Origin of the sequence: Streptomyces sp. NBRC 110035 (assembly GCF_000829695.1) — a bacterium.
Classification (GTDB): domain Bacteria; phylum Actinomycetota; class Actinomycetes; order Streptomycetales; family Streptomycetaceae; genus Streptomyces.
This window is the reverse complement of the sequence record NZ_BBNN01000046.1, coordinates 1-26439: the sequence shown is the minus strand read 5'-3', so window position 1 is coordinate 26439 and position 26439 is coordinate 1. Positions and strand designations below refer to the sequence as shown.

Sequence of the window (26439 nt, the reverse complement as noted above, 5' to 3'; positions counted from 1 at the left end):
GCCGGGGTGGTTCCGGCACCGGAGGTGAGGGCGGCCGTGGTCAGACTGTCGGCTGTTCGCCTGGAACGTTCCACCGGAGCGCCATGGAACCGCTTTCTCACCGAAACACGATCAAGCTTCGCAGCGCACCCGTCAAACGTAATGATCATCACGTGTGCTAAGCGGAACTTGCCCTCTCATTGCCCGTTTGCTGCCCCTTGACGTGACGCTCCGTAAGGCGATTGGTTACGTCAGGCAACTGTGTAAGCGCTGTGGGCGGGGTGTGTGACGAATATGTGGAGCCGAAGTCGGTTAGCTGCCAGGGCCGTTGGGGTCCTGCTGGGGGTGACGCTGGCCGTCGGGTCGGTTCCTGCGACGGCCACCGCAGCGGTGGCGGGCGTGCCGGCATCGCCGACGAGCGCGGACGGGCGGGCCGACCGTATCGAGGGGACGACGGAAGCGGAAGCGCTTGCCAAGGCCGAGCGGACCGGTGAGCCGGTGGAGATCGCCTCGCTGCGCGGGGAGAGCAGCGAGGTCTTCGCGACTCCGGAGGGGGACCTGCAGGCACGGGAGTATCTGCGCCCGGTCTGGTCGCGGGTCGGGGGAGGGTGGAAGCGTGTCGACACCGACCTGGCGGCCACCGGTGAGGGAACCGTCGCTCCGAAGGTGTCGACGCTGGGCGTGGAGTTCTCCGGCGGCGGCGAGAGCCCGCTGGTGAGCATGCGGCGTGCCGGACGGGAACTGAGCCTGTCGTGGCCCACGCCGCTGCCCGTGCCCGAACTGGCGGGCCCGGTCGCCACCTACCCGTCCGTCCTGCCGGACGTCGACCTGCGGATGACGGCTTCGGCGGACGGGTTCACGCAGTTGCTGGTGGTGAAGACGGCCGAGGCGGCGGCCGGTCCGGAACTGGCCGAGCTGCGGCTGGAGCTGGACACGCGGGGTCTGTCGGTCCAGGAGACGGACGAGGGCGGTCTGGAGGCGCTCGACGAGGGTGCCGAGGGGACCGTGTTCGAGGCGCCGAAGCCGATGATGTGGGACTCCAGCACCGGCGGGCCCCCGGAGGGTGCCGCGGAGGCCCGGACGGCAGCGGCCGCCCCGAAGGCGGCATCCGCCGATGCCGTTGTCGACGAGGAACCGGGTGCGGGGGAGTCGGGCAAGCTGGCCCCGGTCGGGGTGGAGATCTCTGCCGGGCAGGACGAACTGGTCCTGACCCCGGACGCCGACGTCCTCAAGGGCGAGGACACCACCTACCCGGTCTTCATCGACCCGCAGTGGTACACGCCGCGGGCGGCCGCGTGGACGATGGTCTCCAAGTACTGGGCGAACTCGCCGCAGTGGAAGTTCAACGGCGAGTCCGACGCCGGCATGGGCTACTGCAACTGGTCCTACTGCAACCCGCACGACACCAAGCGTCTCCTCTACCGCATCCCCACCTCCAGGTTCGCGGGCAAGACGATCCTGGAAGCCACGTTCGTGGCGCGCAACACCTGGTCGGCTTCCTGTTCGGCCCGCACGGTGGACCTGTACCAGACCGAGAACATCTCCTCGTCGACGACGTGGAACGACCAGTACGACAACGGGTTCTGGACCAAGAAACTGGCGTCGGATTCGTTCGCGCACGGCTACTCGGGCTGCGCCGCCAAGGACGCGGAGTTCAACGTGAAGTCGGCGGTGCAGGCGGCCGCCGACGACAAGGACCCGACGATGACGTTCGGCCTGAAGGCGGCGAGCGAATCGGACGCGTACGGGTGGAAGCGGTTCTCGGACAAGGCATACCTGCGGGTGAGGTACAACCGCCCGCCGGCGCAGATCAAGATGTCGCAGCTCACCATGGAGTACGGCGGCACCTGCAAGAAGCCGTCCGCCGCGGCCCGGGTGCGCACGCTGGGCAAGGTCTACGCCAACAACGTCACCGACCCCGACCCCGACGGCGACAGCGTCGCGGTGCAGTTCCAGGCCAAGTGGGACGCCGGCGACGGCAAGGGTGTGATCGCCCGCTGGACTCCTGCACGGACCTCCCTCAAGAAGTCCGGCTCCGACTTCTCGGTCAGCCTTCCCTCCTCGGTGACGGAGAACAAGCAGGTCTACTGGTACGCCCGCAGTTACGACGGCGCGCAGTACTCACCGTGGTCGTCCGCCGGAGACCCGACGGCCTGCTACTTCGTCTACGACACCAAGGTCCCCAAGGCGCCCGCCCTCGCATCCGACGAGTACCCGGCCTCGAACCCGGAGGACCCGGACGACCCCTGGTTCGACGGAGTGGGCAAGTACGGCTCGTTCGACCTCAAGGCCGCCGAGTCCGACGTGACCACGTACTGGTTCGGCATCAACGGCGACCCCACCTCCAAGAACACGGTCACCACCTCGGCCGGGGCGGCGAGGACGATGAGGATGCTTCCCGCGAAGGCCGGGCTGAACTTCGTCACGGCCCAGGCGTTCGACCAGGCGGGCAACGGCAGTGAGATCCGCACCTACCAGTTCCGCGTCAAGGCCGGACAGCCCGAGCGGGCCATGTGGCAGCTCGACGACGCCGCCACCGCCACCTCCGCGAAGGGCACCGCGCCACAGCGCACCGCCGATCTCATAGGCGGTCCGACCCCCGGAGCGACCGGCGCCAAGGGCACCGCGGTCCGGTTCGACGGCGTCGACGACTACGCGGTCACCGACATCCCCACCGTCGACACCTCCACCGGTTTCTCCGTCTCGGCCTGGGCCAACCTGGCCGAGACGCCCGGCCATGCCGCCATCGTCGCCTCCCAGCCCGGCAACCACGCCCCCGGCTTCGAGCTGTACTACTCCCACGCCTACGACCGATGGGCGTTCAACCAGTACACCGCCGACACCGAGAACGCCGGCATCGCCCGCGCCATGCAGGCGTCCCCGGGCGGCGCGCAGGCGGGGCAGTGGACCCACCTGGTGGGCACCTACAGTGCCTCCTACGACGAACTGAAGCTGTACGTGAACGGGCAACTGGCCGGCACGACCACCTACGACTCGCCCTGGGACGCACGCCGGGGCCTGCAGATCGGCGCCGGCCGCTACGACGGCAAGCCGGGCTCCTTCTTCCCCGGCGCCATCGACGAACTGCAGATCTTCGACAAGCCGCTCTCGGCCGGCGAGGTCACCCGGCTCAACAGCAAGCAGTCCGTCATCTCCGGACGCGCCGCACGCGCCGTCTTCCCCCTGGACGAACCCGCCACCAGGCAGGACGGCACGCCCACCACGCAGATCACCGCCACCGCCGAGGTCCCGGCCGCGACCCTCCACGGAGGCGCCACCCCGGGGACGAGCGGGATCGCCGGCACCGCCCTCACCCTGGACGGCACCGACGACTACGCCACCACCGGCCGGCCCCTGCTGAACAACCAGCGCAGCTTCGCCGTCTCCGCCTGGGCGAAACTGCCGAAGACCAAACCCGGCCACGCGGCGATCGTCCTCACCCAGACCGGCGAGCACAGGCCGGGACTGGAGCTGTACTACTCCGCCGCCTACGACCGCTGGGCGGTCAACCAGTACTCCGCCGACGACCCCGACGCCACCCCGATCCGCGCCATGCAGGCCGAGGGCACCACCGCCCACGGTGACACCTGGACCCACCTGGCCGGCGTGCACGACACCGTCGCCAACAAACTCACCCTCTACGTCAACGGCATTGAGGCCGGATCCACCACCCTGCAGGCCGACTGGTACGCCGGCGGCGCCGTCCAGATAGGCGCCGGCTCCTACGACGGAAACCTCGGCTCGTTCTTCGACGGCCGGATCGACGACGTCCGCATGTTCGACCGGCCGGTCTCCGCCGAAGAGGTGCAGCAGCTCTTCAAGCAGCGGCCCCTGGTCAAGGGCCGCTGGACCTTCGAGACGGCATCCGGTTCCCCGCTGGTGACACCGGACGCGTCCGCGGCAGGCAACGCCATGACGCTCAACGGCGGCGCGACACTCGGCTCCGGCTGGGTCGACGGTGGCGTGCAACTGGACGGCGTCAACGACTACGGCGTCACGTCATCCGTACCGGTGGACACCAGTGCCAGCTTCACCGTCACGGCATGGGCGCAGGCAGCGGGTACCCCCGAACGGCGTGCGGCTCTGCTCAGCGTGCCCGGCACCACCGCCCAGAGCGCATTCACAGTGCGCTACGAGCCCAGCGCCACGCCAGGGGCAGGCCCTGGCCGCTGGCGGATCGCGATGACCTCGGCCGACACTGCTGACGCAGCCGTCACTCAGGTCGACAACGGATGGTTCTTCAGCCCCACGGACTGGACCCACCTGGCCCTCGTCTACGACGGCTTCGCCAAACACCTCTCCCTGTACGTGAACGGCGAACTGGAAGAGGTCGCCTGCACGGACGCGGACGGTGGGGCGGACGACACCGCCTGCACGGACAGGCTCTCCTGGGCGGACGACGTGCTCGTCTTCAAGTCGGCACAGCCCCTGCACCTCGGCCGGGCCAAGACCGGAGCCGGAATGTGGGGCGACTACTGGCCCGGTGCCGTGTCCGACGTGTGGGCCTTCCAGGGCGCGCTGACGGGCGACCAGGTCAGGGCACTGTCAGTCGGTATGCCTGGCCTTCCGACCGACGTCCCTGGCAGCGGCTCCTGACAGAGGCGGGGCCGACCCCGCCTCACGGTAGGTCCGGCCCCGCCCTCCCCGCTCGACAGGCAACTTCCACCCCACCCCCGTGTCCGCCGGGCAGGCCGGCCCCCAGCGAAGTGAAGGACGAAGACAGGATGAACGGCAGATCCAGCAAGCGGATCCGTGCCCTGCGACGGCGTATCGCACTCACCTCGGCCGCGATCATGGTCGGCTCGCTCTTGCAGGCAGTGACACAGCCCGCCCTCGCCGCGGACCACGACGTGCAGGTCGCTCCGCCCGTATTCGAGAAGCCAGTCCCCACCACGACGGGCAAAGTCAAGCCGCGCACCGTGATGAAGGGTCCGCGTACACCCGCCACTCCACCCGAGAACACGTGGCCGAAGGCGGCGACCACGGTGGTGGACCTGCCTGATGCCAAGGCCGGTGCCGAAAAGTCCGCCCGCGTCCCAGGCCTGTCCCTGACCCTGGGTGCCGGCGTGAAGTCCGGAACGAAGACCGCCCGCGGCGGTGTCGAGACGCGCGTCCTGAGCCGCAAGGCAGCCCAGCAGGCCGGTGTCGAGGGGGTGCTGTTCACCCTGCGCGGCAGGGACAGCAAGAACGGCAGGACCAAGGCCCAGCCGGGACAGGTCCGCAGCACACTGGACTACTCCTCCTTCGCCGGGGCCTACGGCGGCGGTTACGCCTCCCGGCTGACCCTGGTCGAACTACCGGCCTGCGCGCTCACCACGCCCAGCAAGGAGGCGTGTCGCACGGCCGAGCCGGTCAAGGCGGTCAACGACCCCGAAGAGCAGACACTTACGGCGCAGAGCGTGGCGCTGAGCGCCGACGCTCCCACGGTGCTCGCCGCGGTGGCGGACACCGAAAGCGCGAACGGTGACTACAAGGCGACCTCCCTCTCTCCTTCCGCCACGTGGACCACCAATCTCAACACCGGTGACTTCGGCTGGTCGTACGCCATGCCCGTGCCCGATGTGCCCGGCGGGCTGACCCCCAATGTGGGGCTCTCGTACACATCCGGTGCCGTCGACGGCCGTACCGGCAACACCAACAACCAGGCGTCCTGGGCGGGTGACGGCTTCGACCTGTGGCCCGGCTACATCGAACGCCGGTACAAGGCGTGTGCCGACGACGGTGTGGAGAACTCGGACGGCAACAAGCCGGGTGACCTGTGCTGGGCCTACGACAACGCGTTCATCTCCTTCAACGGCAAGGCCGGGGAACTGGTGCCCGACGGCACCAACTCCTGGAAGCTGAAGAACGACGACGGCACGAAGATCGACCACCTGACCTCCAGCAACCGGGGCAACGGCGACAACAACGGTGAGTACTGGAGAGTGACCGCCCCGGACGGCACCCGCTACTACTTCGGCTACAACCGGCTGCCCGGCTGGGCGGACGGCAAGGAGACCACCGACTCCACCTGGACCGTCCCCGTCTACGGCGACGACTCGGGCGAACCGTGCCACGCCGACACGTTCGCGGGGTCATGGTGCCAGCAGGGCTGGCGCTGGAACCTCGACTACGTCGTCGACACCCACAGCAACGCGGTCACGTACTTCTACGACAAGGAGGACAACCACTACGGCCGCAACCTGGAGGCCGAGGACGGCACCCCCTACGTCCGCGGCGGCACCCTCGACCGCATCCAGTACGGTCTGAAGTCCTCCTCGCTCTACGGCACCAAGCCGCAGGCCAAGGTCACCTTCACCAACAGGGAGCGCTGCATCCGTGACTCCCACACGACCTGTTCCGACATCGACGCTGATGCCCCCTACTGGTACGACACCCCCTGGGACCTGAACTGCGACAGCGCGGAGGAGTGCGACCAGGGACGCCTGTCCCCGGCGTTCTTCACCCGCAAGCGGCTCACGCAGGTGACGACCCAGGTCTACGACGGCAGCGCCTACCAGGACGTCGACTCCTGGAAACTCGCTCACCGCTGGGGCATGGCCGACACCGACTACCAGCTGCTGCTCGACTCCGTCCAGCACACCGGCCACAGCGCCGAGCCGGCCGTCACGCTCCCGAAGACCACCTTCGCCTACACCCAGCTCGCCAACCGCCTTGACAAGACCGGCGACGGCTACGCGCCGTTCATCAAGAGCCGCCTGTCCGCCGTCGCCGACGAGTCCGGTGGCCAGATCGACGTCAACTATTCTGCCGAGTCCTGTTCCTGGGACGACCTGCCGACCCCGCACAGCAACACCACGCGCTGCTTCCCGCAGTACATCGGCGGCAGCGCCGACGACGACCCCGAACGCCAGTGGTTCAACAAGTACGTCGTCAACTCCGTGACCGCGACCGACCGCACCGGCGGAGCCCCCGACCAGGTGACCAGCTACGACTACCTGGACGGCGCCGCCTGGCACTACGACGATGACGACGGCCTGACCAAGGAGAAGTTCAAGACCTGGTCCCAGTGGCGTGGCTACGGCCACGTCCGTGTCCGGACCGGCGGCCAGGGCGGTGCCTCGGCCATGAAGTCCCAGCAGGACACCTATTTCCTGCGCGGTATGGACGGCGACCGCAAGGACACGTCCGGCGGGACCAGGACCGTTGCTGTCACCCTCGGTGAGGGCGAAGGCGACCCGATCACCGACCACGAAGCCGCCACCGGCTTCGCCTACAAGACCGTCAGCTACTCCGGGCCCGGCGGCAAGGTGCTCGGTAAGACGGTCAGCCGGCCGTGGCACCACCAGACGGCGAAAGAAGTCCGCGACTGGGGCACGGTGACCGCCAACTTCACCGGCACCGGCCGCGTACGCACCTGGACCTCCCTCGACGACGGCGCCGGTTCCAGCTGGCGGATCACCGTGGTGGACACCGACTACGACACGATCGCTGGACGGGTCACCCAGGTCCACGACCGTGGCGACGTCGGTAAGTCCTCCGACAACACCTGCACCCGCACCACCTACGGCACCGTTGCCGTCGACAAGATCCTCACTCTGCCCTCACGCGTCGAGACCGTCGCCAAGGCCTGTGACGCCACACCCGGCCGCCCCGCCGACGTCATCTCCGACGTGCGTTCCGCCTACGACGGCGAGACCTACGGCAGCGCTCCCGTCAAGGGCGACGCCACGGCCACGGCCGTGCTGAAGAAGTACGACGGCACGACGGCCGTCTATCTGGAGTCGGGTTCCACCTACGACGCCTATGGCCGTGTCCTGACCAGCACCGACCTGACAGCCGACGTCAAGGTCACCACAGCCGGGGGCCTCACCCGTACCGCGCGAAGCGACGGACGCGCCACGACCACCGTCCGAACGCCCGCCACCGGCTTCCCCACCACGGTCGAGACCATCACGCCCCCGGCCACCGCGGGGGAGGCGGGCACGGCGCAGACCTCGACCACGACGCACGAACTCCTCCGCGGCCTGCCGCTGACCCAGACCGACACCAACGGCAAGGTCACCAACTTCGCTTACGACGCGCTGGGCCGCTCGACCAAGGTGTGGCTGCCCGACCGGCTCACCGGCCATACCCCCACCTACGAGTTCACCTACACCGTCGCCGAAGACGAACCGGTCGCGGTCGGCGCCAGGACCATCGGCAACAACGGGACGCAAAGCACCTCCTACGCCCTCTACGACGGCTTCCTGCGCCCGCGCCAGACCCAGGAACCGGGCCCGGACAACGGACGTCTCCTCGCCGACACCTTCTACGACGAACGCGGACTGATCAGTTCGGAGTTCGCCCCCTACTACACGGAGGGAGCACCTTCCGCCGACCTGCGCACGCCCGAAGAAGCCCTCAGCGTCGAAACACAGAACCGCTACACACACGACGGGCTGGGTCGTCAGACCGAGTCCAGGCAGATCGCAGGCAACGGCGACGGAGGCACCGTCCTCGGCGCGACGCAGACCATCTACGGCGGCGATCGCACCACGGTCGTCCCGCCCGTCGGCGGCACCGCCACCACCACCCTCAGCGACGCCCGGGGCCGGACCACCGAACTGCGCCAGCACCGGACCCGGAGCGCCACGGCCCCTTACGACACCACCCGTTACGACTACACCCCGCGCGGGGAACTGGCGGAAGTCACCGACCCGGCCGGCAATTCCTGGACCTACGAATACGATCTTCTCGGCCGCCAGACCAAGTCCGTCGACCCCGACAAGGGGACCAGCCTCAGCGCATACGACGACCGAGGCCAGCTCACGACCACCGACGACGCCCGGCCGGACACCCCCGCCCTGTGGCACGGTTACGACAACCTCGGCCGGCAGACGCAGCTGCGCGAAGGCTCCTCCAGCGGCACGCTGCGTGCCAAGTGGGTGTACGACACCCTCAGCGGTGCCAAGGGCCACCTCGCCGAAACCATCCGCTACGACGACGGCAACGCGTACAGCTCCAAGGTCGTCGCATACGACCGCCTCTACCGCCCGCTGCGTACCTCCGTCACCATCCCGTCGTCCGAGGGAGACCTTCGGGGCACCTACCTCAGCGCGACCACGTACAACGCCTCGGGCACGGTGCAGGGCATCGGCTATCCGAAGGCCGGCGCCCTGCCGGCTGCGACCGTGACCTACGGGTACGAAGACAAGACGCTGCGCCCCATCACAATGAGCAGCAGCCAGGGCCTCGTTGCAAAGACCGGTTACAGCCTCACGGGCAAGCCGTCGCACTACGAACTGTCCAAGAGCGGCAGCAAAACGATCAAGGCAACCAACACCTATGAGTGGGGCACCCAGCGCCTGGCCACGTCCCGGGTGGACCGCCAGGACATCGCCGGTGTCGACCAGCACAACACCTACCGCTACGACCAGGCGGGCAACGTGCTGTCCGTGTCGGACATGTCCCGCTCCGGCACCGACACCCAGTGCTTCACCTACGACGGCTTCCGCCGCCTGACCGAAGCATGGACCCAGAGCACGACCGCCTGCGCCACCGACCCCAGCGGCAGCGTCCTGGGCGGCCCGGCCCCCTACTGGCACTCGTACACCTACGACAAGGCCGGCAACCGCCAGACCGAGACACTCCACGACATCACCGGGAACACCGCCGACGACACCGAGCGGACCTACGACTACCCCGGCGCGGGAAACCCCCAGCCGCACACCCTGACCTCGGTCACCACGGCGGGGCCGACCGGGGAGGCGAGGGACACCTACACCTACGACGAATCCGGCAACACGCTCACGCGTCGGCTGGGTGGTGACACCCAGGAACTCACCTGGGACGCCGAGGGCCACCTCGCCAGGGTCACGGAACCGGTCGAGGGCGGCAGCGACAAGGTCACGGAGTACCTCTACGACACCGAGGGCAACCGCCTCATCGGCCGTACCCCCACCGAGACCACCCTCTACCTCGGCAGCACCGAGATCACTCTGGCCAAGGGCTCCAGCACCCCCGAGGCCACGCGCTACTACACACTCGGCGGCGGCCACCAGGCGGTCCAGGAGAACGACGGCAGCTTCTCCGTCACGCTCGCCGACCACCACGGCACCGCCCAGCTCGCCATCGACACGGCCACCGACAAACTCACCCAGCGCCGCACCCTCCCCTTCGGCGGCACCCGCGGCACCGAACCCACCGACTGGCCGGGCACCAAGGGCTTCGTAGGCGGCACCGACGACACCAGGACCACCGGCCTCACCCACCTCGGCGCCCGCGAATACGATCCGTCAACCGGCCGCTTCATCAGCGTCGACCCCCTCCTGGAAATCGACAAACCCCAAACCCTCAACGGATACACCTACGCAGCCCAAAACCCCCTGGCCTTCTCCGATCCCACCGGCCTGGGGCTCGCCTGCGGCGGAGCCGGCGGAGCACAAGAAGGCTGCGGAACAGGAGTGGTTACCCGCGCCGACGGCTCGCTGTCCCAAAACGGGCGACCCACGGGCGGTGGCACTATCTACAAGCGCCCGACTGGTCCCACCTTGGCAGGCGCGGAGACCTACGGACCGGTGACCGTCAAACCCTATGGCGCGTCGATCACCATCCAAGGTGTCTATATCCCCACGCAGGAAGAACTCGCCGTAACCTTCTCCAGTTATCACGAGAACAGCAGCTACCAGCACAATCTGGAGAACTGGGGAAGAAGTCGGTGTACAGGGTCAGGAAGCGATTTCTGTCATACGATCGGTAAACTCGGATGGTTCGGTGGCGACCCTGAAATTGACGTTCTTGAAGTCATTGGCGTTCGCTCCTACATCAAATGTTATAAAGGTGAAGGCTGCACCGAAGCTGCCGCAGATGTCGTAATATCTGCTGTCTCCGCTGGAGTCGGCAAGGGGATCAAGGCCCTGGCCAAAGTTATCAAGCAAGGCATGAAGCGCGGAGGCAGTATCCCCGCCAGTTGCCTGGTCGGGGTCGCCCACAGCTTCACTGCCGGCACCGAAGTCCTCATGGCTGACGGCACCACCAAACCCATAGAGGACGTAAGGATCGGTGACAAGGTCACTGTCACCGATCCTGTAACAGGCGAAACCGCAGTCCGGGAAGTAACCGCGACCATCGTCACCGAGGACGACAAGCACTTCGTCGACCTCGCCATCGCCACAGAGACCGGTACCGCAACGCTCAAGAGCACCACCACGCATCCCTTCTGGTCCGACTCCGAAAAACGCTGGATGCAGGCCGGTCAACTTGAGCTAGGCATGAAAATCCGCACCGCCGACGGAAGAGCTGTACCGGTCACGGGGGCTCACGCCACAATCGAACGCCAGCGCACATACGACCTCACGATTCACGACATCCACACGTACTATGTGCTGGCGGGCGAGACTCCGGTACTCGTTCACAACAGCAATGGATGCGTGAACTGGGCCTCCAACAGCGTTAAAACGTGGGGTCATACATTCAAGACTCATGGCGCCGGAGCGAAGAACACGAAGGCTCTGACCGATCGCGCTCGTAGCACCAATAATCAGCAAGGTCAGTGGCTGGACAATGATGCCGCGGCAGAGTTCTTGAAGGGGCTCCATATCGAAGGAGCCGGGCCCCGGTCGGTGCGCATTCCGGACGGACTGGGGCAGGTGATTATGCCGGATGGGAGTATCGTCCAAGCGCGGGCAGCTACCATCATCCCGAGTCCAAATGGGCTGTACAAGACGGGATTCCCGATCATTGGTCCGAACTAGGAGGCTGGAGAGATGAGCTTCTCTGTGTCGTTCAATCCGGCCGTGCCGTCTGGTGCTGTGGCTCCTGCTTCAGTGAGTCTGGAGGCGGGTGACGGTTACGAAACCCTGGTCATGGAGGCGTGTAGCGCCCTCTCTGACGCTGGAGGCAGCAGGTTCCACATTGGCGGCTTCGGGAGTGATGAGTGGCCGCTCGATGTCGCGTATGACTTGTCTGCCTTCATGGAGCAGTTGCCGTCGCTTCTGGTGGGTGTGCGCGACCGTCGCGAAGTCGAGGTGGATCTCTACTCGCAGGGCATCGAGAGGACTTTGACCTTCCGCCCAAGCGGAGATCTCGTGATGATTCACTGCGAGTCGCGGACCAATTGGGTTCCAAACCCAGAGCGCGAGAGCATTGCACAGAGTGAGCTAGTCGCGATGCTCTCGAAATTGGCCGAAGACTTCGCCAGAGGGTTGAATGCGATCAATTCCGAACTGTCGGAGGTCGCACCATTCGAGCGTTGGTTGGAGGGTGAGATGTAGCCTCGCTGCCCGATCTCGCAACCCTCACGCTGGATAACAGCCGTAAACTTGAAGCCCCGTCAGGTACGTCCTGGCGGGGCTTCTGCGGTGGGTGACGGCAGTAGTTGACGGCAACGTCAGTGGACGGTGGCTCCGCACAGCGGTGGGTCGTCGCCGTCGTCGTGGGTCGACTCGTCGTTGGCAGGACCGTCAAGCGCGGTGCTGAGGGTGTCGATGGCGTCTCGCTGGAGGCGGAGCCTTACGTGGGCGTAGACGGTGGCGGTGACGCCGATGTGGGCGTGGCCGAGGAGTTCCTTGATCACGACGAGTTCGACGCCCTGTTCCAGGAGCAGGGTGGCGGTGGAGTGCCGGAGGTCGTGGAAGCGGATGCGGCGGAGGCCGGCCTTGCGGAGGAGCGTGGTGAAGGCGCGGGTGAGGTTGGTCGGGTCGATCGGTCTGCCCTGGGGAGTGGTGAACACGTGCCCGTTGTGCTGCCACGTGGTACCTGCGGCCTCACGCTCGCGCTGCTGCTGTTCGTGGTGGTGCTTCAGCGACTGGAGGCAGCGGGCGGGGAGGGCGATGCGGCGCTCGGAGGCTCGGGTCTTGGTGGGCAACGTGGTGAGTCCGCCTGTGCTCGTGCGCTGCAAGGTGCGGCGGACGGCAGCCGTGCCCCGGTCGACGTCGAGGTCTTCCCAGCGGAGGCCGAGGAGTTCGCCTTTGCGGAGTCCGGTGTGGAGCGCCAGTTCGAACAGGGCATGGAGCCGGTGCCCGCGCGCGGCTGTGAGGAACTGGCGGGCTTCGTCGGCGGTAAGGGGTTCGAAGCGTCGGGTTCGAGGTGTGCCGGTGCGGACGTTACGGGCCACGTTGCGAGGGATCTCCTCCTCGCGCACGGCGTGTTCGAGTGCGGACTTGAGTACGGAGTGGATGTAGGTCAGCGTCAGCGGAGAGAGCCGCTTGGAGCAGCACGTTCCGACGGCGCAGCAACGGGGCTCATCACGCCCCGCATCGATGCCGCGCGCGCAGCACTGGCAGGTGGTGCGGAGCTGGTTGAGCCAGGTGCGAACGTCCTTTGCAGAGAGCTTGGCGAGCTTCTTCTTGCCCAGGCCGGGGACGAGGTACCGGTTGACGCAGGCGGTGTAGCGGGTGTGGGTGTTCTCGCGGAGGTGGTGGACAGCAACGGCATCGAGCCAGTACGTCAGGTACGCGCCGACGCTGCCCTGTGCGGAGGGCACGGGGAGGCCGCGGTTGCTGGTGGCGATCTTCTCGGTGAGCTTGGCCAGGGCTTCCTTGCGCGTCGTGCCGTAGACGCGGACGCGGCGACGGGTGTTGCCTGGTGCGAGGACGTATCCGGCGGCTTCCCAGCGGCGGTCCTTGCGCTGGTAGACGGTTCCGTCGCCGTTGGCGCGGGTACGGCGGGAGGGGCTGGTGTCGCGGGGCGTGGCCATCAGGCAGCTTCCTGTTCGAGGCGGGTGCGGATGAAGTCGGTGAGGGAACGGGCGGGGATGCGGCGGGCGCGGCCGAGGGTGATCGAGGCGAGCTGCCCGGTGCGGAGCAGGTCGTAGACGGCGGAGCGGCCGAGCTGGAGGCGGGCCATGACCTGGGGGACCGTCAGCAGCTCTTCCGGCGTGCTCAGCCCCTGCCGGGTCGGGGCGGGTTCCTGCGCGTTCATTCGCAGCCCCCTTCAGCGATGAACCGGCGTTCCAGTTCCCGGCGGTGCCAGACGTGGGCGGCGAGGAGTGCGGCGCCGGGGCTGTAGCCGGTACCGAGGTAGGCCCAGTGGCCGACGACGAGGGTGGTGTCCGGGTCGGGCTCGGGCAGGCCGGCGTGGGCGCGCGCCTGTTCGGTGCGCCAGGCGCGGCGGGCGGCGCGCAGCGCGCCGAGGGTGGTGGAGTAGCGGCGGGACTTGGTGGAGAAGTGGCCCGGAAGCCGAGCATGTGTGCCCACTTCCAGAGCTTGAGGTCGGCGAACTCCGGAAGTCTGCCCAGCTCCCAGCAGGTGCGGATCATCTGCCGCACGTGGCGCGCGATGGCGAGGCGGGGCAGGGGCCGGGACTGTCCGGTGCCGTCGCAGGCGGTGCAGGGGAGTGGGGTGCCGTGGGGCAGGAGGGTGGCGCCGCGGCCCTGGCAGGGGCGGCAGAACAGGGCGCGGTCGAGGGTGCCGGAGGCGTCGGCGGATTTGGTGGCGTACTTCGCCACGTAGGCGGCCACGGCTTGGTCGGTGAATTCGGCGTCGGTGCCGAAGGCCGTGATCTCGCCTACGTCGAGTTGTTCGCCCCAGGCGAGTTCGCGTTCCCCGATCGCGTCCGACTCGATTGTGACGCGGACCCGTGCGGCGGCGGCGCGTACGGCGTCGGTGAGCACGGTGACGGTGGCGCAGGAGGGCGGGGGCTGACTGGTGCCGTCTGGGCCGTCGAGGCGGATCACGGCGTGGAAGTGGACCAGGCCGCGCTGCTGGTACTCGGCGACCTTGGCGAAGGAGACCCGCAGGACAGCGTGGGCGGCTTTCTGGGTCATGCCGAGTCGGGCGGCGAGTTCGCGGCGCAGGTAGGTGGTGAAGCGGGCCCACAAGGCTCCGGCGTGGGCGTTGAACAGGACCGCGCCCGCGTAGTCGTACGCCTGCGGGTTCAGCGGCGTCCCGAGCAGGGGGTCCGTGGGTTCGTGGAGCTTTCGGCAGCGGCAGGGCCGGATGCCGCCGTCGGGGGTGGTGGGGCGGTTGTGTACGGGGCCGAAGGATGGCGGGGTGAGGGTGGCGAAGACGCGGGGGTGGGTGCGGACGGTGTCGGGGACGGTCTTGCCGCCGGAGAGGCCGGCGCGGATGAGGTGGTAGGTGTCGGCGGCGTAGATGCGGGAGCAGGCCGGGCAGCGGGAGGCGCGGCGGTTACCGCACGCGGTGAGCAGACTCCCCGTGGGCTCCTCGGACGAGGTGTAGGAGCGCAGCACCTCACCGGTCATGGTGTCGACGGTCGTGCTCTGGCCGGTGAGGCGGACGGGTTCGGTGCAGCCGCCGAGGCGTTCGATTTGCTGCTGTGCGCGGTCGAAGCCGGGGTGGTTGACCAGGTGGAGCAGGTCCCGCACGGCGGGGCTTGCCACGTGGCGCAGGTCCAGGGTGACCATTCGGGGCGTGTCCCTTCTGTCGGGGTGGGCCCCGAGCAGCAACCGGCCGTGACTGTGGGCGTGTTGGTGTTGCTCGGGGCATGACGAACCAGGCCCATCGGGTGGGCGTGGGGTTCGGGGAGGGCGATCCGGCCGGTGGCCGGCGTGGCTCAGAGCTGAGCGAGGGCGGCGGTGGCCACCGGTAGGGCGACGCCCATGCGGGTTGCGAGCTGGGCGGCGGTGACCGGTGTTCCGTGCTCGGCGTGGTGGGTGTCCGCGATTCGCCGGGCTGCACTCAGCAGGGCTGCGGGCAGGGCCGGGCGAGGGCCGGTGGCAGGCACCTTGGCGAGGGCCGGGGCGTGGGCGGAGTCGGGCACCTCGATCACGGGAGGCGCTTCGGCCGGAGGCGACGCAGGTGTCGCGGTGGGGACCGGCTCAGGGGCCGGGGCTGGTGTTTCGGGAGCGGGTGCCGAAGTGGGCACCGGGTCAGCGATGGGCGCGGGGGCTGGGGCAGTTGTGTTGGTGTCCTCCCGGTGTGCGGTGGTGTGGAAGTGGGCGAGGAAGGCGGGGCCGACGTGGCCCCAGCCCAGCAGCAGGAGCGGGGCGACGGTATCCAGGCAGGCCCGGCCGTAGCGTCCGGTCAGCAGGGGCTCGGCCGTGTTCAGCGCGAGGGTGAGCAGCCCGCACAGGTGCAGCAGTCGCGTGCCGGCCTTCAGCTCCGTCTTGGGGACGCCGCGCAGGGCCAGGAACCGCAGCGCGACCAGGAGGCCGACCACGGACAGGTCCACCATGGGCGCGATCAGCGGCGCGATCGGGCGCGGGACGCCGAGCCGCAGGGCCAGCGCCCAGACGTTGCCGAAGGAGAAGACGAAGGCCAGGCCCGCGATGACCGCCATCACCACGGTCACGGTGCGCCGGGTGAACCGTTCCTCCGCCATGCGCGGAACCTCCTCTCAAGGCGTCGGGATCGGGGGCGTTCAGGGCTTGGCCAGGGAGACGGGACCGTCCGGTCCTTCGTCGTCGCCGGGGTTCGTGTGGCCGGTGTCGAGGAAGGCGTCCAGGCACAGGGCGGGGTCGGCGGTCAGGTGCGAGGTGGCTTCCGCGATACGGGCGGCGTCGGCGTCGGAGACGTAGGGGGTGCGGATGCGGGTGTAGCCGGGGCGGCCCTGCATGGCCATCACCGCGACGCCGACGTAGGCGGGGTCCTGCAAGGTGACCGGGCTGGCGTCGGGCCAGTTGCGGATGTCGTCGCCCAGCGCGGCCACCGCGGCCTCCACCGTCTTCTGCGCGAACGACAGCCCCACCGGGCACACGTCGCGGATGAAGGTCGGAATCGCGTCGCCGGTGGTCTTCTGGCTGATCAGGATGGTCAGGATGCCGACACTGCGGCCCTTCTTGACCAGGTCCTCCACCAGCCGGGCGTTCTCCGCCGTCAGCGCGGCCAAACGTTTCGTCTCGGCGTCGCTGCCCTTGTACTCGCGGAAGAACGTGTGCGCCTCATCGATGAGGACCACCGTGAGCGGCCACAGCCGCGAGGGGCCGACGTGCCACATGTTCTTCACGCCCAGCACGTCACGGATCACCGAAGACCGCCGACGGCGCAGCGCCACCAGGCGCTTGAACAGCGCGTTCGCCTCGTCCAGGTCATCGCCGCAGAACGCGAACATCCGCTTGACCAGGTCTGCGTAGTCGCCTTCCTCGGCCCGCGACACCTTCCCGTCGAAGCCCACGAACTGAACGGCCGCCGACGGCGCGAGGTCACAGACGACCTTGTTCACCGCCGAGGTCTTGCCCGCACCCGGGGTGCCGGCCACGGTCACCCCCGGCACATTCGCCAAGGACACGCACACCGGCGCCGCGTACTCGTCCACCCCCAACTCCCAGCGAGCCACGTCCTCCAGCGGGCGGCCGGTGGGACGGTGCTCGGTCTGCGTGGTCAACGGGTCGGAGCGCACTCCCCGGATCACCACCCGGCCGGGCCCGTCCGGCAGGACGGAGACCCGCGTGCACCGCCAGGCGTCGGCCAGGAATCGCGCCGCCTTCTGGTACTCCTCCAGCCCGACCCGCGGCAGCGTCCTGGCCCGCACGATCACGCCGAACCGGTCGGGCTTGACCTTGATCCTGGGAGTCAGCACCCGGGGCGCGGGCGCGGGGCCGTCCTTCTGTGCGGTGATCTGTGCCAGCAGGCCCGGGGTCTTGTCGGTGACCGTCAGTCCGGCCATCCGCGCCAGCCGTACCCAGCCCCAGCGCACCCGCATGGCCTGCCGGATGCTGACCCGCGTGCCCCGGTCGGCACGGATATAGCGCACCATCGTCCATAGCAGCCACGCGCCCGCCAGCACGGCCACGATCAGCAGCACCTGCGGCGCGCGGTCGGTCAGGTCCTCCACGTCAGTCCCCCTCGGTCTCGGATATCAGGCGGAGCATGTCGGCCAGGTCCAGCCCGGCCGCATCCGCCGGGGCCAGACCGAGCCGGGCGAGCACCGCGCCGGAGGCTGCGAACGTCGCCTTGCCCTCGATGCCCGGCAAGGGGCGCAGCGCGTGCAGCCTCCACTGCGGCCCCCGGCTGTCGGGGCCGGTCACTGGGCCGCCTCCGCCGCGACCAGCTCCAGGCGGGCGGCGCGGTAGGCGACGCCGTCAGAGAGCTGACCGTTGAAGACCCGCGCCCACGGGGTGGCGAACAGCTCCACCGGCCGGACCATCACACCCGGCTTCAGCCCGGCCGCGAGGCCCGTCTCCGGAACCGTGATCTTCAGGACCTCGGCCCGGCCGTCCTCCATGAGCATCACGGTCACGGTGTACAGCGACGCGCCGGTCTCCCGGTCGGTGGCGACCTCCCCGGTCTGCTGGTCCTTGATCTTCAGCACCGGCTCGGTGCCCGCGATGCACACCGCCGACGGCAGCAGAGCAACACGGATTCGAGACATGGCCATGCCATCACACCCCTTGATCGATGGAGCCGCTTGATCGGCTCGCTAGGAGCATAATGAGATCATCGCTTAACTTGCAAGGTCGATTAGATCGTGAAGGCGATTAGGTTGCGAGGCGCTCAGGTGGGGAACACGTGGATGTGCCTGTAGCGCTAGGGCTGGCTGGCGATACCGTGGTGGCATGACTCTGCCCTTGGACGAGGACTCCCGGCCGCCGTACCTCCAGGCTGCCGAGGCTCTGCGGGACGCGATCTTGAACGGCGAGTTCCGCCCCGGCGAGCGCCTGCCCTCGGCCAACGTGCTGCGGGACCGGTTCGGTGTTTCCAGCTCCACCGTCCAAAACGCCCTGCGTGTGCTCAAGCAGGAAGGGCTCGTCTACTCCCAGCTCGGTCGCGGCAGCTACGTCAGCGCCTCAGCCGACCAGAGTGCCAGACCAGCTGACGACGACCACGGCGATGCCGAGTCCGAAGGCCCGGACTGGCCGGTCGACCTCATCCGCAACGAAGACAGCCGCCCGCCGTACGTTCAGGTGGCCGACATCCTCCGTCGCGAGATCGAGGAAGGTACCTATCCTCCGGGCTCCCAGCTACCCCCGGCCCGTGAGATCCAGGAGCGATTCCAAGTCGCCAACTCCACCGCGCAGAACGCCTACCGGAGCCTCAAGCAGGCAGGACTTGTGTACGCGGTCAAGGGGCGCGGTGTCTTCGTGCGCCAGGCCCCGGAGCCGGGCAAGCGCCACGGGCCGATCACGAACTACCTGCTGCGAGACGAGATCGCCCGCGAGGCCCGTGCGGCTGCCGCCGAGTTCGCCGACCTCAGCGATGACGAGTTGCTGGAGCGGGAAGCGGAGCTGGACCGGCGATGGGTCACGATCCGCGAGGAGCATCAGCGAGTCTTCAACGAGCGCCGGAAGGTAAAACGCGAGAAGAGCCGACGCGGCCTGTTGCTGCCACCCCTCCATGACGACGACACCACGTCGGACGTGTCGCCGAGCCAGAAGCTGGAGGTCGCATTGGCCGAGTCGAGGAAACGCCGGCAGCAGCGCACCTGATCGACAGCCTGACAGATCGACCAGTGGTGAGCTGTTCAGAGTTTCTTTACTTGATCAAGAAGGGCGTCCCGCTTGCGCGGGCCGCCGCGCGTCGGCGGCCGGTGGCCGCCGCCCGCTCCGGTCTGCCGCCCCGCTGGCGACGGCCACCGGCCACTCGGCGCGCAGTGGCAGACAAGCGAGCCGACTCCGATCCCGGAAGCAACCGCAGCGGCGCCGCCAGGCCGACTCCGCCGAACGCCGCACAGCACCACGTCAGGCTGCGGCAACCGAAGGCCGCGATCGATCGTCGTCGGCGTGGGTCACAGGCGAAGCCACAGATCGAGCAGCCCATCCCGCTGCCGAGCGGCCAGGCCGGAGCGGGGCGGATGCTGTGACGGATGGAAGAGGCGTGGTTGAGGCCGGTGCGGGGTTGCTGGAAGCACACGTGGCGGGTGATCTGTCGGCGCACCCGCCGTCGTGGCTGACTTTCTGTGGCTGAGCTTGAAGGAGCGACGGGGATCAGGTGACCAGCGACGGGGGTGCGATCGTCCGTGCTCGGTCGTACAGGTCGAGCGCCATAGCGTTCTTCAGGTGAGGGCGCAAGAGACCGAACATCGCCTTCACGCGCTCGTCGGCGCGGCCGGACTGCACCTTGGGGTAGTCGTCGAGGGCCTGGTGCCAGGTGATGCAGGCCGCTTCCAGGTGGCCGAGTTCCAACTGCCGCTCTGCCAACAGTCCGCGACGGTGTACTCGTGTGCGCTGGTACGCGCTGGGGCGGAGCCGGTCCGCTTGCTGCATGGCTTCGACGGCTCCGGCCTTGTCACCGAGTTCGTAACGTACCTGGCTGACGTGGTAGTTGAGCGAAGAGGGGTCATACGAGCCGAACGCCTTTCCGCGTGACTCAGCACGGTCCATGGCTGCCTCGGCCTCCCGGATACAGCGCAGCGCGCCCGTACGGTCGCCGGTCTGCGCGGCGGCGTGCGCCTGCTGGCCGACGAGGAAGGCCAGCATCCGGGGGCCGGCTTTCGGGGAGGCGGCGGCAGCGGCGTCGGCCAGCTCCATGGCCTTTGCCCCATGGTGGAGGTCGACTGCCTGGACGCTCATGCCCCGCAGGGTGGTGCAGTACGTCAGGTGGTCCTCGGCAGCGCCCGCCAGTTCCAGGGCTTTGACGTAGTAGCGCTGCGCGAGACCGTGCAGACCTTCGTCCACGGCCATATAGCCGGTCAGGTAGAGCAGGTCCGAGGCGGCGGACAGCATCGCCTTGCGTACGTCCTCGGGTGCGTCGGCACGCAGGTAGGAGGCCACGGTATTGACCATGAACGAGGCCGCCATGGGGCGTGCGTGACGGCCGCCGAACTCGTCGTCCAGTTCCGAGACACGCTCGGTCATGGCGACGACCATGTCCACTTCGTTCATGCCGATGCGGGTCGTGCGGCCGGACCGAATGGCATCGGCACGCCCGACCACATCAAGCCAGCCGGGAATGGTGACGGCCACGGAGAATAGGCCGGCACCCAGGACACTGCGGCGGGACGGGTCCATATCCAGCCTCCCCAGGTCGATCACCCCTTCCACGGTATCCGCAGCCGCGGAGGAGTGATCGCGTGGAACGGGCAGCCCGGCCTCGGCATGGGTGACGGGGCGGCTGAGGCGGCGGGAGAGAGCTTCGAGGATGCATCCGCGCACCGCGCCGCGAGGGACGGTGCCGCCGAGCCAGTGACTCACTGCCGACTCGTCGTAGCGCAGGGGGATTCCGGTCTCGGTGCCGACGCGGTTCACCGCCCGTGCGAACTGGCGGTGAGTCCAGCGGCTCTCGGCGAGCAGGCGCCCGAGCGCCGCGTTCGGTTCACGCTTGGCCATGCCCTCAACTCCCCGTGACCTTGCGAACTTTCAAGGCTTTCAAGTCCTGACGCTGCGGCAACGGTACCGCTGAGCGTGGTCGTGCGGTTGCGTAGAGACAGCAGTCAACGGCGAGTCCTCGCCGCAGCCGTCGTCTGAAGGGCTGAGGGATGAGAAGCGAAGCACGGGCCCGTTTGGCCCGGATGACCGAGGAGCGGGGCATGGACGGGGCGTTGAGGATCGACACCTACGAGGGCGCGGACCTGCCGCCGGGTTCGAACCGGTTCTTGCCGTGTCTCTGCCCGCAGCACGGCAGTGCCACGCCCGAGTACCACGCGGAGAAGCTGAGCGTCGCAGTACGCGAGGCCAACCAGCGCAGCCGCGGAGAGCGGCTGTGAACCGGTTAGCCGCAGCTGTCGGCCGCTACGCCGGACCACTCCTGATCATCACCATCTCGGGATCGGCCGGCTTCGTCCTGGGCGTCGCCGCCGCATCCACCCCCACCTGACTTCCTCCCCGTCACGCATCCAGGCTCCCCACCTGTGATGAGGGAGGGCCCGCCGCCGGAAGCGGTGGGCACCCCGTCCGGCTGCCTTCTTCGCAAGGGTCCGGCAGCCGGACGGGTCCAACTCCGCAGCATCCGCCGCGGAGTCCACTGAAAACCGTAAGGGAGAAAACGATGAACGTGGACGAGCTGTTCACCGGCGACCTGATCACCGGCGTCCCGGCCGTCGAAGCCGCGCTGCTCGACAAGATGCCGGGCGGCGGCGACAACAACGGCGACCACTGCAGCAAGTGATCCAGGGCTGACGCCAGGCGGGGCGGGGCCGTACGCGGCCCCGCCCCGCCGCACGACATGGGAAAGGGACGACATGCTGTCGATGCGTCTGCGCCTGGCCGATCTCCAGGAGCCCAAGTGGAGATCACAGGGCGGCCGTTGGATCAACGGCGAGAGCTGGATCGAGCCCGCGAACGTGTCCACTCTCGTCATGGAGGTCAACGACGACCAAGCGCCGCGCGTACGGGTCCGGGTGAAGGAGTGCAAGCGGGACGAGGCCGACTTCGTCGAACTCACCATGGAGCCCGGACAAGCCCGCCTGGCGGCGGGTGTCTTCGGTACAGCCCCGCTCTATCTGACAGAGAAGGCCGGCGAACTGCACGCTTCGTGGGACCTGACACTGCTGCGACCGCATCTGCGGGCCGACCGTCTGGTGGCGCGTGTCATCGCCCGCACGCTGACGAGGCAGCACCGCTACACGTCCGAGACGCTCTTCCAAGGCGTCTACCGCCTCACCGAACGGGCAACGGCCACGTTCACCCCTTCGGGACTCAGCATCCACTACCCCGACCCCGCCGAACACGTACTTGAGCCACGTACGCTGCGTCCCGGCGTTGATCCACTCGCCGCTCTGGAGGAGTTGCTGACCGACGTGATCCGCCAGGCGCCGACGGCAACCGGATGCGTGGGCGTCGAACTGTCGGGCGGCGCGGACTCCGGGAACGTCGCCCTGGCCATCAAGGCGGCCCGCTTCCTCGAGGTGCACAGCTTCGGCCTGCTGGTGGGAGGAAGCACCGGCAGGCAACAGAGCGAGCGGCGTCGGGCCCTTGTGGAGCACTGCGGCTTCCGGGACACGGCCACCCCCGCCATGCAGCACCCACCCTTCTGCGCTGGAGGCGTGCGCGATCTGTGTAAGCCGCACGATCCGGCGGGAGCCTTCTATCAGGAGGCGTTCGATGTCGTGCGCGAGCAGGCAGCCGCCCGGCGGTGCGAGGTGATGTTCACGGGCAGCGGCGGCGACGAGATCAACGCCCACCACTCCAGGACACAGGCCGAACTGCCGACACCCGAACCCGTACCGTGGCTCGGAGCCAAGGCAGCCCGAGCACTCGCCGAGGTGAACGAGCATCTGGCGCCCATCCCGGCACTGCCCGTACCGACCCTGATGGCGTTCGGGATGCACAACCCCGGATTCCTCCGGGCCGGAATCTGGCCGGTGAGCCCGCTCGTGCACCCGCGGATCGTGCGGTTCATGGAGCAGTTGCCGCGCGAGCACAAGCGCGGCAAGGCGCTGTTCCGCGACCGGATCAGGCGGGCCGGGGTACCCGAGTGGGTGGCCGCGCCGGCCGAACCTGAGAACTTCCTGGCCGTTCTGGAAAGGGGCCTGCGTTCCTACGGTTTGCCCGTACTGGATGACATGCTGAAAGAGTCCATCCTGGTGAACCTCGGCTACGTTGATGGGAAGGCTCTCGCCAAGGCGCGGAGGGACGCCGACGCTGCGCCGGTCGTCCCCGATCTGCTGTGCGATGTGCTCGCCCTGGAGGTCGGACTGCGAAGCCTCATGTGACCAGCCCCGACACGGAAGCCGAGCACGTGGAAGCCACCAACCTCCTGTACCGCGATCCGGCACTCTACGACGTGGTCCAGTCCGACAGCACGAGCGCCGAAATGTGCCAGACCCTGATCGAGCTGCACAGGCCGGACGCCCGGACCCTGGTCGACTTCGGATGCGGTACCGGCCGCGACCTGGAGGTCCTCGCCAAGCGCTTCAATTGCATCGGCGTGGACCTCCAGCCCGGCATGGTCGACCACGCCCACCAAGCCCGGCCCGAGCTGGACATCCGCACCGGCGACATGCGCACCGCACGACTCGGCAGCCGTATGGACGTGGTGACCTGCATGGGCAACAGCCTCGCCTACGTGCACGACAACGAGGCGATCAGCCAGGTCTTCGCCACCTTCGCCGCCCACGCCCGGCCAGGAGCGCTGCTCGTGCTGTGTTCCCCCGTCGCCCCGATCACCCGGACCGAGCCAACCACCGCCACGGTCGACACCCCGACGGGATCCGCGACCGTCACCATCCGCCACACGTGGGACCTGCGGACCCAGATCAACACCATGCACCGGCACTGGATGCTCCCCTCGGGCGACGAGGCCCGAGACGAGATCCGCAGGCGCGTCCTGTTCCCCCAGGAGCTCGAACGCTACGCGGAGGTCGCGGGCTTCGAGGTCCTGGACATGCTCGACGGCACAGGGACTGGGCTTACTGGCCCCACCGCGTACACGGTGGCTCGACAAAATTCGCGGTGACCGGCGGAGCGAGAATGGCACCAGCACCGCCGCCCGACTCCTGACGGCAGTAGCGACGGCAACAGCCACGGATCTCCCCGCACAACCACGGACGCCAGCGGAACGCAAAACCCGCGCTGACCAGCGAAAAAGCAGGTCGAGGGGTACCTCGTAGCACACGTACTATGTGCTCGCAGGATCCACGCCCGTCCTGGTCCATAATTCGGGACCGTGCCCAACGGCGCGTTTCGTCACTGACGCCAACGGTGTGACGATCGACCTAAAGCCCTTGGGCAGAGGGTCGACTGGAAGGACAGCGCCAAATAGTCTGAATGAGCAGCTTGCGATGGAAACGGTCGTGGCGAACCCAATGGCAGGAAGGGTCATTCCCCTCAAGAAGGGTATGGCTGATCCCCGGTGGATGGGATCGGATGGTTGGGTTAAAATGACCAGGAGGGTAAATATGGGAGCTGAGGGTGATGTGGAGATTCATTATGTGATGAACACGATCACTGGGCATGTCGACGACTATAAGTTTAAATAGGAACCTGAGCCTATTCTGGCTCAGAATGGAGAGGCCGGGAACATAATTCCCGGCCTCTCTGGGGCATGTTTGATGCGTTGACGGAAGGGAGTGTGATTATGGAAGTTACTTGCATCAAGGAGCGTATTGACGGCAAGTCGGAAATTTCGATGGAATACAACTACGGTGGGGCGCCTGAAGTCACTGCAGGATTGTCCTATCCGGTGGCCGGAATGTCGATATATGCCGGCATGGTTATGGTCTTGATTCGGGACGATGCCCAGCTCCCTGGCTGGTACCCCATGGAAATGTTTGACGTGCGGGATCCTCGAATGCCGTCTCACTGGTTGTTCGCAAAGTATCCTGGATCGGAGTATCTCCAGGCGCTTTGGGGGTACGAAGAGCTGATTAATGATGAATTCCACTACGATGCGCTCTTGGAGCGCGATAATGGCGCACTTGTAATCTTTAGTAACAGGCTCAGAGGCTCCGGAGTTGCTGACGCTTAAACTCCTATTCTCGATCCGGGTAGGTGGCTGATGGCGGTTCCAGGCGGAGGTGTATCCATGATCGACGATGTCGATGGCGCGTTCCTTGCGAGCCTGGTCGAGGGTCGGGCTAAGAAGTCATCTCATTTGGCTCGGTAGGCTGCCGGCCATGGCAGGGATCGTTGAGCGGCTGGTGCCGGACGAGTTGTGGGAACTGTTCCAGCGGGTGGTGCCGGAGGCGCCCTCACGGCCCCAGGGCGGCGGCCGGCGCCGGCATGGCGACCGCGAGGTGCTGGCCGCGATCGTCTTCGTGGCGACGTCGGGATGCACCTGGCAGCAGCTTCCCGCCGCGTCCTTCGGGCCGTCCGGCGCAACGGCCCACCGCCGGTTCACTGAGTGGACCAAGGCCCGGGTGTGGGCCAAGCTGCACCGCCTGGTCCTGGACGAGCTCGGAGCCCGCGGCTGGTGAGGTGCCCCGGAGTTTCCGGACAGGGACCCAATAGGGTTGTTCTGTCGTGACTGTTTAGGACGGCTGCTGAGTTGCGGCGATGCCGTTCGGGGTGGCCGTTCCGGTCGGGTAGGTTGATCTTGTGTCCGTCAGCCCGCCGTCGCCGCCTTCCTACGAGGAGTTGGCCACGCTGGTCACGGAGTTGAAGCTCCTGGTGTCCGCGCAGGCGGAGCGGATCGCGGAGCTGGAGCGGCAGGTCGCCGTCAACTCGCGCAACTCCTCCAAGCCGCCGTCGAGTGACGGGCTGCGCAAGGAGCCCGCGCCGAAATCGCTACGCAAGGCGTCTGGCCGTAAGCCGGGTCGGGCCAAGGGGGATCCGGGTGGCCGGCTGGAGCAGGTCTGCGACCCGGACGCGATAGTCGATCACCATCCGTCCGCGTGCGACGGCTGCGGGAACACGCTGTCGGGTGTGGCGAGTTCGGGGTATCGGGCCCGGCAGGTCTTCGATCTGCCCGAGATCACGCCGGAGGTCACCGAGCACCGGCTGCACCAGGTCCGCTGCGGCTGCGGGCACGTGACCGCAGCGGTGGCTCCCGGGCAGGTCAGCGCGGCCGCCGTGTACGGACCCGGTGTCCGGGCGGCGATCTGCTACCTGTCGGCGTATCAGCACCTGCCGGCGAAGCGGCTGGCCGAAGCGATGGGATCGATGTTCGCCCTGCCGATCTCGACGGGCACCGTCCTGTCGGTCCTGGCCCGCGCCCATGACGGTCTCGCCGGCTTCGAAGCCCAGGTCAAAGAGCATCTGGCCACCGCTCCCGTCGCGCACGCGGACGAGTCCGGGGTGCGGGTCGCTGGCAAACTGCACTGGCT

The 26439-nt window shown here is 67.9% G+C and carries 16 protein-coding genes and 2 pseudogenes; 10 read left to right on the top strand and 8 right to left on the bottom strand.

Annotation, left to right across the window (positions count from 1 at the left end; genetic code table 11):
- Window positions 1-273: 273 nt before the first annotated feature.
- The 3 genes from TU30_RS28715 to TU30_RS28705 all read left to right on the top strand — a co-directional run bounded on the left by TU30_RS28715 (window position 274) and on the right by TU30_RS28705 (window position 12173).
- Window positions 274-4575 carry a LamG-like jellyroll fold domain-containing protein gene (locus TU30_RS28715; RefSeq protein ID WP_078878577.1) on the top strand — a complete coding sequence of 1434 codons (4302 nt, stop codon included), beginning with the start codon at window positions 274-276 and terminating at the stop codon, window positions 4573-4575.
- Between the two features lie 128 nt (window positions 4576-4703).
- Entirely contained in the window at window positions 4704-11654 is a 6951-nt protein-coding gene (locus TU30_RS28710) for a polymorphic toxin-type HINT domain-containing protein (RefSeq protein WP_052479952.1), read from the top strand.
- Window positions 11655-11666: 12 nt separating this feature from the next.
- Window positions 11667-12173, top strand: a complete 507-nt coding sequence (locus tag TU30_RS28705) for a hypothetical protein (protein ID WP_141713856.1) — start codon at window positions 11667-11669, stop codon at window positions 12171-12173.
- 116 nt (window positions 12174-12289) lie between these two features.
- Here TU30_RS28705 and TU30_RS28700 read toward each other — a convergent pair whose 3' ends face one another.
- From TU30_RS28700 to TU30_RS28670, 7 genes and pseudogenes are all read right to left on the bottom strand, one after another.
- Window positions 12290-13597: a site-specific integrase gene (locus TU30_RS28700; protein WP_042175454.1), complete on the bottom strand. Its 1308-nt coding sequence runs from the start codon at window positions 13595-13597 to the stop codon at window positions 12290-12292.
- Window positions 13597-13821, bottom strand: coding sequence for a helix-turn-helix domain-containing protein (locus TU30_RS28695; protein WP_199816910.1), 225 nt, complete (start codon window positions 13819-13821; stop codon window positions 13597-13599). The genes TU30_RS28700 and TU30_RS28695 overlap by 1 nt, the downstream gene beginning before the upstream one ends.
- Window positions 13818-15265 (bottom strand): annotated as a pseudogene (locus tag TU30_RS28690) (replication initiator). Before TU30_RS28690 ends, TU30_RS28695 begins: the two are co-directional and overlap by 4 nt.
- Before the next feature lie 149 nt (window positions 15266-15414).
- On the bottom strand, window positions 15415-16182 hold the full coding sequence (locus tag TU30_RS28685) for a DUF2637 domain-containing protein (RefSeq protein ID WP_042175452.1): 768 nt from the start codon (window positions 16180-16182) through the stop codon (window positions 15415-15417).
- A 39-nt stretch (window positions 16183-16221) separates the two neighbouring features.
- Window positions 16222-17634 carry an FtsK/SpoIIIE domain-containing protein gene (locus TU30_RS28680; protein WP_042175449.1) on the bottom strand — a complete coding sequence of 471 codons (1413 nt, stop codon included), beginning with the start codon at window positions 17632-17634 and terminating at the stop codon, window positions 16222-16224.
- Between the two features lies 1 nt (window position 17635).
- Entirely contained in the window at window positions 17636-17827 is a 192-nt protein-coding gene (locus tag TU30_RS28675; RefSeq protein WP_042175447.1) for a hypothetical protein, read from the bottom strand.
- A complete protein-coding gene (locus TU30_RS28670) occupies window positions 17824-18177 on the bottom strand; it encodes a hypothetical protein (RefSeq protein WP_042175445.1) in 354 nt (117 codons plus the stop codon). The genes TU30_RS28675 and TU30_RS28670 overlap by 4 nt, the downstream gene beginning before the upstream one ends.
- Window positions 18178-18355: 178 nt before the next feature.
- On the opposite strand from TU30_RS28670, the gene TU30_RS36630 reads away from it, so the two are divergent.
- Entirely contained in the window at window positions 18356-19225 is an 870-nt protein-coding gene (locus TU30_RS36630; protein ID WP_078878576.1) for a winged helix-turn-helix domain-containing protein, read from the top strand.
- A 498-nt stretch (window positions 19226-19723) separates the two neighbouring features.
- Here TU30_RS36630 and TU30_RS28655 read toward each other — a convergent pair whose 3' ends face one another.
- Window positions 19724-21064, bottom strand: a complete 1341-nt coding sequence (locus TU30_RS28655; protein WP_176726351.1) for a tol-pal system YbgF family protein — start codon at window positions 21062-21064, stop codon at window positions 19724-19726.
- Window positions 21065-21213: 149 nt separating this feature from the next.
- Here TU30_RS28655 and TU30_RS28650 point away from each other — a divergent pair, with 149 nt between their 5' ends.
- The 6 genes and pseudogenes from TU30_RS28650 to TU30_RS36250 all read left to right on the top strand — a co-directional run.
- Window positions 21214-21441 (top strand): hypothetical protein, encoded by a 228-nt coding sequence (locus TU30_RS28650; protein ID WP_234308010.1) that lies wholly within the window; start codon window positions 21214-21216, stop codon window positions 21439-21441.
- Window positions 21442-21915: 474 nt separating this feature from the next.
- Window positions 21916-23388: an asparagine synthase-related protein gene (locus TU30_RS28640; RefSeq protein ID WP_176726350.1), complete on the top strand. Its 1473-nt coding sequence runs from the start codon at window positions 21916-21918 to the stop codon at window positions 23386-23388.
- The gene (locus tag TU30_RS28635; RefSeq protein ID WP_176726349.1) at window positions 23385-24131 is read left to right on the top strand and encodes a trans-aconitate 2-methyltransferase; all 747 of its coding nucleotides are present in this window, start codon (window positions 23385-23387) and stop codon (window positions 24129-24131) included. Before TU30_RS28640 ends, TU30_RS28635 begins: the two co-directional genes overlap by 4 nt.
- Before the next feature lie 588 nt (window positions 24132-24719).
- Window positions 24720-25142 (top strand): hypothetical protein, encoded by a 423-nt coding sequence (locus TU30_RS33100; RefSeq protein WP_052479951.1) that lies wholly within the window; start codon window positions 24720-24722, stop codon window positions 25140-25142.
- A gap of 148 nt (window positions 25143-25290) precedes the next feature.
- Window positions 25291-25584 (top strand): annotated as a pseudogene (locus TU30_RS28625) (transposase); the annotation flags it as partial.
- Window positions 25585-25711: 127 nt separating this feature from the next.
- Window positions 25712-26439, top strand: a 728-nt coding sequence (locus tag TU30_RS36250; protein WP_042175512.1) for a DUF6444 domain-containing protein, incomplete at its 3' end; no start/stop codon positions are given.

What these genes read in the sequence shown, in the direction of transcription:
- TU30_RS28650 (WP_234308010.1), top strand. Translation starts at nt 21,214, where the DNA reads ATGAGAAGCGAAGCACGGGCCCGTTTGGCCCGGATGACCGAGGAGCGG.
- TU30_RS36630 (WP_078878576.1), top strand. Translation starts at nt 18,356, where the DNA reads ATGACTCTGCCCTTGGACGAGGACTCCCGGCCGCCGTACCTCCAGGCT.
- TU30_RS28700 (WP_042175454.1), bottom strand. Translation starts at nt 13,597, where the DNA reads ATGGCCACGCCCCGCGACACCAGCCCCTCCCGCCGTACCCGCGCCAAC.
- TU30_RS28685 (WP_042175452.1), bottom strand. Translation starts at nt 16,182, where the DNA reads ATGGCGGAGGAACGGTTCACCCGGCGCACCGTGACCGTGGTGATGGCG.
- TU30_RS28670 (WP_042175445.1), bottom strand. Translation starts at nt 18,177, where the DNA reads ATGGCCATGTCTCGAATCCGTGTTGCTCTGCTGCCGTCGGCGGTGTGC.
- TU30_RS28705 (WP_141713856.1), top strand. Translation starts at nt 11,667, where the DNA reads ATGAGCTTCTCTGTGTCGTTCAATCCGGCCGTGCCGTCTGGTGCTGTG.
- TU30_RS28695 (WP_199816910.1), bottom strand. Translation starts at nt 13,821, where the DNA reads ATGAACGCGCAGGAACCCGCCCCGACCCGGCAGGGGCTGAGCACGCCG.
- TU30_RS28715 (WP_078878577.1), top strand. Translation starts at nt 274, where the DNA reads ATGTGGAGCCGAAGTCGGTTAGCTGCCAGGGCCGTTGGGGTCCTGCTG.
- TU30_RS28640 (WP_176726350.1), top strand. Translation starts at nt 21,916, where the DNA reads ATGCTGTCGATGCGTCTGCGCCTGGCCGATCTCCAGGAGCCCAAGTGG.
- TU30_RS33100 (WP_052479951.1), top strand. Translation starts at nt 24,720, where the DNA reads ATGTTTGATGCGTTGACGGAAGGGAGTGTGATTATGGAAGTTACTTGC.
- TU30_RS28655 (WP_176726351.1), bottom strand. Translation starts at nt 21,064, where the DNA reads ATGGCCAAGCGTGAACCGAACGCGGCGCTCGGGCGCCTGCTCGCCGAG.
- TU30_RS28710 (WP_052479952.1), top strand. Translation starts at nt 4,704, where the DNA reads ATGAACGGCAGATCCAGCAAGCGGATCCGTGCCCTGCGACGGCGTATC.